This window comes from Actinomyces bouchesdurhonensis, from assembly GCF_900128465.1.
GTDB classification, from domain to species: Bacteria; Actinomycetota; Actinomycetes; order Actinomycetales; family Actinomycetaceae; genus Pauljensenia; species Pauljensenia bouchesdurhonensis.
The window spans coordinates 461,607-471,141 of record NZ_LT635869.1 but is presented as its reverse complement, the minus strand read 5'-3'; the positions used below and the strand labels follow the sequence as shown (position 1 = coordinate 471,141).

Sequence of the window (9,535 nt, the reverse complement as noted above, 5' to 3'; positions counted from 1 at the left end):
GTATTAGTTGGTGGAGGTGGTGTCCTGGCCGCCTTCGACGACCAGGTCGTCGGGGGTCGCGGCGTCACCGTAGACGGGGGCGAGGGTCTGCTCGTAGTCCTTGTGGAAGAAGTTCTCCTCGCCAAGTTCGACGAGCTGGTTGTTCAGCCAGTCCAGCAGCGCGGTGTTGCCTTTTTTGACGGCGGCCGCGATGTAGCTGGTGTCGCCCAGGCTCTTGATGCCGACGCTGAAGCCGGGGTGCGCGATCGCCCAGGCGATGACCTCGGTGTTGTCGGTGGAGAAGGCGTCGCCGCGGCCGTCCTCGAGGGCCTGGTAGGCGTCGGAGTACTGGTCGTACTTCTGGAGCTTGATCTCGGGGTGGTTGGCCTCGAAGTAGGCTTCGGCGGTCGTGCCCTTGGTGACGATGAGGGTCTTGCCGGCCAGCTGGCTCACGTCGGTGATTTCAGCGGAGGTGGGAGAGACAACGCCGAGGGAGACCTTGAAGTAGGGGTTCGCGAAGTTGACCTTTTCGGCGCGCTCGGGCGTGACGGTGAAGTTCGCGAGGGTGATGTCGACCTTGTTGGAAGCGAGGACCTCGGTGCGGGCGGCGGCGTCGACGGGGACGTACTTGGCGGTGACGCCCAGGTCGGCGGCGATGCGGTCGCCGTAGACGACGTCGTATCCGGCGGGTTTGCCGTCGGCGTCGATGTAGCCGAAGGGGGCCTTGTCGGAGAAGATGCCGATGACGATTTCGCCGGCTTCCTGGATCTGCTCGGGGGTGCGGTCTCCGACCTGCGCGCCCGAGGAGGACGAGGCGGCGCCCGCCCCCGCGCGGGGCCGCGTGGGGGCGGCCCCTTTCCTGGGCCCCCTAAAGTCGCACGTAATTTAACACGGTCATTTTTGGACATAGCCCACAAACGTTGCAATTCCAACGATGCAATTTCAAAGTCTGAAATAGGCACAGGGGAATTACGTGCGACATTGTTGAGGAACCACGGGGCCGGGCCGAGGCCAAGCGGAGAGTCCGTTCGCGGTCTCCGTGTACACGGCGGGCCGGGGCCCCGCCCGCTTACTGTTTGCCGCGCTCCTCTAGTATTTTCTTCAGGGCTGCGCTCCGGCCCGCGTCGATCTCCTCGTCAGAGATTTTCTCGGCGTCAGCCAGCAGGTCGGGGGGCGCGGCGCCTGGGTCAGCCGCGACCGCGTCGGGAGCACCGGGGGAAACGGGCGCTTCGGGCGAGGTGCCAGCGGGCGTGGCGCCTGCCCCAGCAGAAACACCGGGCTCGGCGGCGGACTGGGCCCCGGTCTCGCCCCCGGGATCAGCGGGCGCGAGCGCGCCGGCAGCGCCCTCAACTNGACCGCGAAGTCCTCACCTGGCAGGGCTTCGGCGACGCATCCCGCGAACTCACGCGACAGATCGTTGCCTCCGAGTGGATCCCGGACCTGATCGTCGCGATCGCGCGCGGCGGCCTCATCCCGGCCGGCGCCATCGCCTACGCGATGGACGTCAAAGCGATCGGCACCATGAACGTCGAATTCTATTCCGGCATCGGCGAAACACTCACCGAACCCATCCTCCTTCCCCCACTCATGGACGTCTCCGCGATGGACGGCAAACGCGTCCTCGTCGTCGACGATGTCGCAGACTCCGGCAAGACCCTGAAGATGGTCATGGACCTCATCGACGAGCACGGCCTGTCGCTGGACGGCTCCTCCTCCATCCACGTCGATGCCCGCAGCGCCGTCATCTACAAGAAGCCCGTCTCCATTATTGAGCCGGACTACGTGTGGCACCTCACCGATAAGTGGATTAACTTCCCCTGGTCAACCCTGCCCGTCATCCAGCCGTGAGCGAGGAGCAGGTGGACACCCAGGTTTCGTCGATCACGACGCACATTGTCGAGGCCGTGGCCGAGCGTGCACGCGTCGGTCACCCTGTGCGCGTGCTCGGGTTGACGGGTCCGCCTGGGACTGGGAAGAGCACGATCGCTGCGGAACTGGCCAACGCCCTCCCTGAGGCGGGCCTCGCTGTCGCGGGCATGGCTCCCATGGATGGCTTTCACATGTCAAATGCCTTGCTAGCCGCACGCGGATTGGCTGACCACAAGGGCGCGCCCGACACCTTCGACGTGGGCGGGTACGTGGCCCTCCTCGGGCGGGTGCGCCGCGCGGACGGCGTGGTGCTCGCCCCCGACTACCGTCGCGACCTGCATGAACCCGTCGCCGCCTCCCTGCCCGTCGAGGTCGACGGCGTCGTCATCACAGAGGGCAACTATCTGGGGTTGGAGTTGCCGGGGTGGGCGGACGTGCGCGGACTCATCGACTTGCTCGTCTACATTGATACGCCGTTCGAGGAACTAGCCTCTCGCCTCATCGACCGGCACGTCAGTTTTGGTCGCGACCGCTCGGACGCGGCTCACTGGGTGCGCACGGTGGACGCGGCGAACATGACGCTCGTGGAGCGCACGAAAGCCCGCGCGGACTTAATCCTGTCGTTGTAGTCCCCGCGCCCCAACATGTCGCACGTAATTCCCCCGGGTCAGTTTTAGAGTACGGCCGAAAGTCGCATGATTTCAACGGCCCAATTTCAAAGTTTGAAATTCTCGGGAGGGAATTACGTGCGACTTTTGGGTGTCGGGTAATTAATACCAACCCAAGCCTCAGGGTTTTCACACCTTCAGGCACCATGTTGCGCGCATTTTCAACCACTTCCAAGTAAGGTGAACCTATGTTCCTCTTGCTTGGCTTGCTCGGCGGCCTCGTCACGGGCATCTCCCCGTGCATCCTCCCCGTCCTGCCCGTCCTCTTCCTCGGCGCGGCCGGCGGAAAGGAGACCGCGAACGCTGCCACGGCCTCGTTCCCTGAGAGTCCGACCAACGCCGTGGACCCCGCTCTGTTCCGCGTCGCGCCGGGCATCACCCTCGGCAAGGGAGGCGGCACACCCGCCGTCGCCGCGCGCAAGACCGCCGACAACTCGCCGAGCGTCGCACGCCGACCCCTGCTGATCGTCGCAGGCCTCGTCACCTCGTTCATGCTGATCACCGTCGCCGGGTCGGCGCTGCTGAGCCTGCTCCACCTGCCACAGACGGCGATCCGCTGGGCCGGCATCGTGGCGCTGGTAGCCGTTGGCGTCGGCATGATCGTCCCCAAAGTCATGGAAATCCTGGAGCGGCCCTTCGCGCGCCTGGCGCCGCGCACAACGAGTGACGGTGCTGGCTTCGGCCTTGGCCTGGTGCTCGGCGCTGCGTTCGTGCCCTGCGCGGGGCCCGTCCTCACCTCGGTCATCGTCGCCTCGAACAACGGCCAGTTCACGTGGCGCATCGCGGGCCTAGCGCTCTCCTTCGCGGTGGGCCTGTCGATCCCACTGCTGGCCGTCGCTATGGCGGGTTCAGGAGCGGCAGCGAGCTTCTTGAAGTCCCGCCAGCGGCCCTTGCGTATCGCCGCCGGCGTCGCCATGATCGCACTCGCTCTCGGTATCGCCACCGACGCTCCCGCGACGCTGCAGCGGATCATCCCGGACTACACGGCCTCGCTCCAGGCGGGCGATGGCGAGGCTTGCGACACCGGCGCCTGCGACCCTGAGACCGCGGTCGAGGCGCGTGGCGACTTCGCGCAATGCGCGCGAGGCACCGGGAAGGACTGCGGGACCCTGCCGGCCCTCACCTCCTCCGAGTGGATTAATGCGCTCGGTCAGCCGACCGGAACGGTGACTCTCGTGGACTTCTGGTCGAGCTCGTGCACGAACTGCCAGCGTGAGATTCCCGAGCTTGAACGCATATACGAGAAATACAAGGATTACGGCCTGGTCGTGATCGGAGTGCATTCGCCCCAGCAGGCCTACGAACGCGACCCCTCGGTTGTGTCCGACGCTGTGTCGCGCCTGGGCATCACGTATCCGGTCGCCTTGGATCCGGAGCTGACGGACTTCCAGACGTACGGCGCGTCCGCGTGGCCCACGCACTACATCGCGGGCGCGGACGGGCAGCTGCGCTCGGTCGGTCGCGGCACCGCTGGCGTCGAGGAGCAGATTCGCGCCCTCCTCACCGAGGCGGGGGCGTCCCTGCCCGACTGAGTCGGCCCGACTGAGGGGATCCGACTGAGGCGGCCGAGGCCTCGCGACGGCACACGGGCAGCCACCCTCTCGGGGGGCCGAGGCCTCGTGACGGCACGCGGGCGGCTACCGCGGGGCGGCTCGTCGCATTCATACCGGCCTCGTTCGTCGCCCCTCCACACGGTCTTCCGCCCCGCGATTCCGCCCCACACTTCCACCCTGATCACTAGTTACCCAAAAATGTCGCATGCAATTCCCCCACAACTCTTTCAAGATTTGAAATCAGATCGTTGAAATCATGCGGTTTTTGCAGGGTCCATCAAAGACCCCGGGAAGGAATTGCATGCGACTTTCGAGGGCCGCCGAGCATGGCGGACACACGGTATATCAGCCGCACAGATCCATGTCCCACGCGCCTCGCGCCAATCAGTGCCACTCGGCGTTACCGACAGCCCAGGTGCCGTCCTCCTGCTCGACGAGGGTCAGGAACACCAGCGCGCGGACCGGCTCGTGCGAGCCGTCCGCGTAGGAGCGTGTGAAGCTGACGAGCCTCACCCACTCATTACCTTCGCGGCGGGTCGATTCCCTGCCTTCGACGCCGATGTTCTCAATCGTGACAGTCGTGTGGGAGCGATTTGGCACCAGCGGCAGGAACTCACCCTGCCCCTTCACCAGCTCGGGGGTCGGCGTGTGATTACGCTGCAGCTCGGGCGTTTCGTAGACGCTCGCGCGGATGGACGCGAACGCGTCCGTGACGTCGCGCGATGCGTCCCACGTTTGATTGGTGATGACGTAGGCGGAGCACACCGCGTCAGCATCCTTGCGATCAACGGTGGACGGGTCGGGCAGGAGGTCGTCGAGCCACTGAACCGATGCTGGGTGCAGGCAGGTTCCGTCGGGCGCAGAGGTGCCGTCCTCACACGGGGGCATGCTCGAGGCCATGGCCTCCGGGGTGGGAGCAGCCGCCTCAGACTGCGGCGCGGTGTCGGGCGCCTGTGAAGTCTCGCTGGACGAGGAGTCGCCACTCATTCCTCCGTTTGAATCGGAACTCGCCTTCGAGGCCGTGGTTCCCGAGTCCGTGCTAGTCAGGAACGTGCGCGCCATGAAGAAGCCACCGACGCCCAGGACCAGAGCGACGGCTGCGACAAGTGCAATGACGACGATTGTCGTCCGCTCGCCACGTGCGACTTTTTTCAGTGCGTTCATATACGTCCTTAGTTCGTGCTGTGTGCGCATGCAATCGCCTGTTGCGTGTGGCCGCTCAGCGGAGCCTGTCAATTTTTCTGTGTATGGGGGTTAGAGGTAGGGGGTGATTCGGTCGGGGTAGGCGGTGGTGAGTTGGGCGAGGGCTTGTTTCCAGTTGGTGGTGGTGTGTCCTTGGATGAGGCGTGTGTGTCCTGTTCGTTTNACACCGTTGAAATTCCGCGGTTTTCAAAGGACCCCAAAATTTACCATTTTAGAATTACGTGCGAAATCTCTGAGTTATCCACAGATTTCTCAAACTACACGCATGAACTGTTATAAAGACGCACAATATGTGCATGGACCTCAATGAAGAGCTACGTAAACGCCATGGAATCACGAAACTATCGAATCTGCACCACGCGGAGCTCACACCGGCAATGCTGCCGCAATCCATCGGACACTACCGGGGCTGGATCTATGACAGGCACAGCTTCACGCTGGACCAAGTCCGAGCCTTCGTCTACAACGCCAGCCTCTCGTGCGTGAGTGCCGCCCAGATATACGGGCTACCCCTTCTGCTGGAGGAACGCCCACAGAAGACACACCTGTCGGTTGCGTATAACCGAGGAATGCACGCGTCGAAACTACGCCGCTTCGACGACGTATGCATCCATAGGGAACAGATCATGAGCGAGGAAGAGAGGCGGACACACGTGGCCAGTATCGGCACGGTGCTGGAGCGTGTGCTCGTCTGCATGCCTCTCAAGGTGTCCTTGCCGATGCTCGATGCCGCACGAAATCAAGGCTTGTACGACATATCGACCCTCACACTGCCGATTTCTGGCAGCAGAGTTCCCCATTTGCGCGAGGCAATCGGCCTGTCGACTGACCGCGCCCGCTCGATCCTCGAAACCGTTGCCCGCTTGCAACTGATCGACATGGGGCTGACTCCGGAGGTAGGAGTCTGGATCGAGGGGGTCGGCGAGGTCGACATGATCATCCTCGGTTTCATCGTCATCGAGGTGGATGGGTGGGCCTTCCACTCATCGAAGGAGCAGCGCGAGAAGGACCTCAAGCGCGACCGCGAACTTCTCCGGCGCGGGTACGTGGTCCTGCGTTTCACCTATGACGACGTCATGAATGGAGATTTCGCGCGGGAGGTCCCCGAATCGGTGAAGGCGGTCCGAGGCCTCGTGTCGCACGCGGAAGGAGGGGAGATTCACGAGTGCGCCGCGAAAAACATCGGTTTCCTGCAGATCTTGGGCGGGCTCTATCTGCCGAGCCTCGGCCTCGGACAGGCATCTTGACGCCACACACCGCGCTTACCCAAAAATGTCGCACGTAATTCCCTCACCGCTATTTCAACCTTTGAATCCACATCGTTGATATTCCGCGGCTTTCAGAGGACTCCAAAACTTACCGTTTTGGAATTACGTGCGACATTGGGGGAAGCCCGCCAAGCGCGCTGTACCCGTCAGCTGAGAAGCTGGAGGATCTGCGGCGTGACCCGCTCGATGACCTCGAGGGTGTCGAGGAAGTCCTGGTGGCCGCCGTACCACGGGTCGGGCACGTCGCCGCTGCCCTCGGGGTCGAGGTCGCGGTACAGGCATATGCGCGGCCCCTCTCCCAGGTCGGAAGCGGACGCGGGCGCCCCCGCGTGCTCAACCCCCGTCCGATCGGCGAGGCGCTCCAGGACGCTCAGGTGCCGCGAGGTCATGGCGAGGATCAGGTCCCACTCCCCCAGCTCGCCGGGGCGGATCTGGCGCGCGCGATGGTCGGGCACGGCGTACCCGGCGTCGCGCAGGNTGATGGCGGAGACCAGGAGGATGATGGCGACGGCGATGAGGATGGCGATCATCCAGGGTTTGAGGACGGCACCTTTGACTTGGGCTGCTTCTGCGGCGGCGGCGGCTTCGTCCATGGGGACGCGTTCGCCGGTGACTAGGAGTCGGTGGGTGTTGATGCCGTAGGGGGTGCAGGTGATGAGGGTGGCCAGGTCTTTGCCTTCGACTTTGTTGAGGGTTTCGGTTTCGTTGGGCAGGACGACGCGGATGTCGGTGACCTGGTATTTGAGGTGGCGTCCGGGGACTTCGATGTAGAAGACGTCGCCTTCTTTGAGGCTGGTGAGTTGGTCGAACATGGTGGCGGTGCCGAGGCCGGTGTGTCCGGTGAGGACGGTGTGTGTTGAGTCGCCGCCGACGGGTAGGGCGGTGCCGAAGAGGTGGCCGATGCCTTTGTCGAGGGTCGCGCTTTCGGTGCCGTGGTAGATGGGTAGGTTGACGTTGATGGCGGGGATTTTGATGGTGGCCATGACGTCGTTGAGGTTGAGTTGGCTGAGGTATTCCTGGTAGGGCGCTGTGTCGGGGCGTTGGGCGTCCAGCCAGGGGTCGAGGATGGGTGATTCGGCGGCGGTGGCGTTGTATTCGTCGGCGCGGCGTAGGTTTTCGGCGACGGCGTCGGGGCCGGCGTCCTGCGCGACTGCGCTGAATTGGGAGGCGATGGTTTCTTGGCGGTAGTTGTTGTATTGGGTCGCGAAGACGGGGTAGAGGAGGACCAGGATGCCGGCGAGCAGCAGGATGGGGGGCGCGATGGTGAGGAGACGCCGTTTGAGGGGGGTCTTCTTGTGGTTGGGCGTTTGGGTGCTCACGCTTTCTCCGTTCGTTGCCGAGGCCGTGGTGGTTTGTCTGGTGACAGGGTAGTTCCGCTGTGGGCGGGGTGTGGGTAGCGCGTGGGGGGTGTGGACCTGTGGGTCCACACCCCCCTGTGTGTTGCTAGCTAGTGAGGGTCAGGAGTCGGCCTGGTCCTTGCGGCGCTTGTTGGCCAGGGCGATCGCGCCGGCGCCGCCCACGAGGAGGGTGCCAGCTCCGATGAGGACGCCGATGCCGGCTGCACCGGTGACGGGCAGGTTGAAGCCGCCGTTCTTCGGGACGTCTTTGACGGTCGTCGCGAGGGTGTAGGTGTTGTCGGCCTTCGAGTTGGACTGCAGGATCTGGAAGGCGATCGGGCGGGTCTGGAGTTCGTAGCCGTCGGGGGCCTTGGTCTCAACGAGGCAGTACCAGCCGGGGTTGGTGACGTCTTCGTTGTTCTCCCAGTCGTTGTTGCGCAGGCCGTCGATGGTGACGGTGCCGTCGGTGCCGGTGGTGAATTCGGTGGCGCCGTTGACGGTTAGCTGCTGGTCGAGGGTCGCGTCGACGGAGTCGAAGTTTGCGGTGGGGGTGGACTGAGGCGTGCACTTGTAGACCGCGAACTTGGCGCCCGAGAGCTTGTCGAAGCTGCCGTCGGGCTTGGCCTTGGAGGAGGTCTTGGTGATCTTCACCTTGCCGAACTTGGACTCAACTTCGGACTTGGGGGTTCCCGGCGGGGGAACGGTGCCGGAGCCGGGGGTCCAGCCGTTGGAGGGGGCGCTGGGCAGCAGGTAACCGGTGTTCTTGTAGATGCCGTCGGTGCCGACCGGTTCGTTGACGGTGCCTGACAGGTCCATCTGGACCTTAGTGGTGTCGTCCTTGCGGTTGTCGATCAGCTTCTTGCGACCGGCCTGGGTGAACTCGGCGGTCCAGAACTTGGTCTTGCCGTCTGGGGCGTCGGCGGCGATCAGCTTGTAGTCGACGTCCTTGGTCAGGGTGACGTCGCCGGTCTTGCCGTTGATGAGCTTCAGCGCGACGTTGGCCTCGGGCAGCTGCACGCGCTTGTCGTACTGGTCGACGACGTCGTAGTAGTCGAGGGTTTCGACTCCGGGCACGTCGGACTTGATGGTGTAGGAGATCGGGGAGCCGACGGCGGGGGTGTCGGTGTCGTTGACGGTCTTCTCCAGGCCGGCCTTGGTGTTCTTCGGGTAGGCGTGGACGTCGTAGACCCACTTGTTGAGGTCGGTCGGGTGCGTCATGGGCACCGTGACGATGAAGGGCTTGGAGCCGACGTAGCCGGGGGGCGTGACGGTTTCTTCCACGACGTAGGCGCCGAGGGTAAGGCCATCAAACTCAGCCAGGCCGCCGCCGGAGGTGGTCTTCACTTGGGGGGCGTCGGTGCCGCCGTTCTTCGCGGCAGCAACGTCGCCGTTGTAGCTGAGGAGCTTCTCCCAGCCGGCCTGCGTGGTGAGGTCGACGTTGGTCAGGCGCGAAACGGTGAACTCGGCTCCGTCCAGCGGCGTGCCGGACGCGGTGGTGTCTTCGAGGCCGTTGCCAGGGTCCGTGCCGTTGGTGGCGTTCTTGATCAGCTTGTGGATGGTGAGGGAGCCGGTCCTGGTGGCGTCGAGGTCGACCAGCGAGGGGGCGCGCTCTTGCGTGGCGGCCAGGCCGAAGGTGGGGGCGGCCTGCGTCGGGGAGG

At 64.3% G+C, this 9,535-nt stretch carries 6 protein-coding genes and 3 pseudogenes; 4 read left to right on the top strand and 5 right to left on the bottom strand.

Going from position 1 to position 9,535, the window contains the following annotated elements; genetic code table 11:
- Positions 1 to 3 precede the first annotated feature (3 nt).
- Positions 4 to 798: pseudogene (locus BQ7477_RS10605) on the bottom strand (cysteine ABC transporter substrate-binding protein); the annotation flags it as partial.
- Between the two features lie 534 nt (positions 799 to 1,332).
- On the opposite strand from BQ7477_RS10605, the pseudogene BQ7477_RS10600 reads away from it, so the two are divergent.
- From BQ7477_RS10600 to BQ7477_RS10590, 3 genes and pseudogenes are all read left to right on the top strand, one after another.
- Positions 1,333 to 1,827, top strand: a pseudogene (locus tag BQ7477_RS10600) (phosphoribosyltransferase); the annotation flags it as partial.
- 11 nt (positions 1,828 to 1,838) lie between these two features.
- Complete coding sequence (locus tag BQ7477_RS10595) at positions 1,839 to 2,477, top strand: nucleoside/nucleotide kinase family protein (protein WP_129582576.1); 639 nt, start codon at positions 1,839 to 1,841, stop codon at positions 2,475 to 2,477.
- A 227-nt stretch (positions 2,478 to 2,704) separates the two neighbouring features.
- Positions 2,705 to 4,048, top strand: a complete 1,344-nt coding sequence (locus BQ7477_RS10590) for a cytochrome c biogenesis protein/redoxin (protein ID WP_073983835.1) — start codon at positions 2,705 to 2,707, stop codon at positions 4,046 to 4,048.
- 405 nt (positions 4,049 to 4,453) lie between these two features.
- Here BQ7477_RS10590 and BQ7477_RS10585 read toward each other — a convergent pair whose 3' ends face one another.
- Positions 4,454 to 5,233 (bottom strand): hypothetical protein, encoded by a 780-nt coding sequence (locus BQ7477_RS10585; protein WP_073983834.1) that lies wholly within the window; start codon positions 5,231 to 5,233, stop codon positions 4,454 to 4,456.
- 335 nt (positions 5,234 to 5,568) lie between these two features.
- Here BQ7477_RS10585 and BQ7477_RS10575 point away from each other — a divergent pair, with 335 nt between their 5' ends.
- Positions 5,569 to 6,519: an endonuclease domain-containing protein gene (locus BQ7477_RS10575; protein WP_234968810.1), complete on the top strand. Its 951-nt coding sequence runs from the start codon at positions 5,569 to 5,571 to the stop codon at positions 6,517 to 6,519.
- Positions 6,520 to 6,686: 167 nt separating this feature from the next.
- On the opposite strand, the gene BQ7477_RS12870 is transcribed toward BQ7477_RS10575, so the two are convergent.
- The 3 genes and pseudogenes from BQ7477_RS12870 to BQ7477_RS10565 form a co-directional block, all read right to left on the bottom strand.
- Positions 6,687 to 7,016: an arsenate reductase/protein-tyrosine-phosphatase family protein gene (locus tag BQ7477_RS12870; RefSeq protein ID WP_420884446.1), complete on the bottom strand. Its 330-nt coding sequence runs from the start codon at positions 7,014 to 7,016 to the stop codon at positions 6,687 to 6,689.
- A gap of 9 nt (positions 7,017 to 7,025) precedes the next feature.
- Positions 7,026 to 7,859, bottom strand: a pseudogene (locus BQ7477_RS10570) (class C sortase); the annotation flags it as partial.
- A gap of 138 nt (positions 7,860 to 7,997) precedes the next feature.
- A partial coding sequence (locus tag BQ7477_RS10565; protein ID WP_073983832.1) for a SpaH/EbpB family LPXTG-anchored major pilin occupies positions 7,998 to 9,535 on the bottom strand: 1,538 nt, incomplete at its 5' end.

What these genes read in the sequence shown, in the direction of transcription:
- BQ7477_RS10590 (WP_073983835.1), top strand. Translation starts at nt 2,705, where the DNA reads ATGTTCCTCTTGCTTGGCTTGCTCGGCGGCCTCGTCACGGGCATCTCC.
- BQ7477_RS10585 (WP_073983834.1), bottom strand. Translation starts at nt 5,233, where the DNA reads ATGAACGCACTGAAAAAAGTCGCACGTGGCGAGCGGACGACAATCGTC.
- BQ7477_RS10575 (WP_234968810.1), top strand. Translation starts at nt 5,569, where the DNA reads ATGGACCTCAATGAAGAGCTACGTAAACGCCATGGAATCACGAAACTA.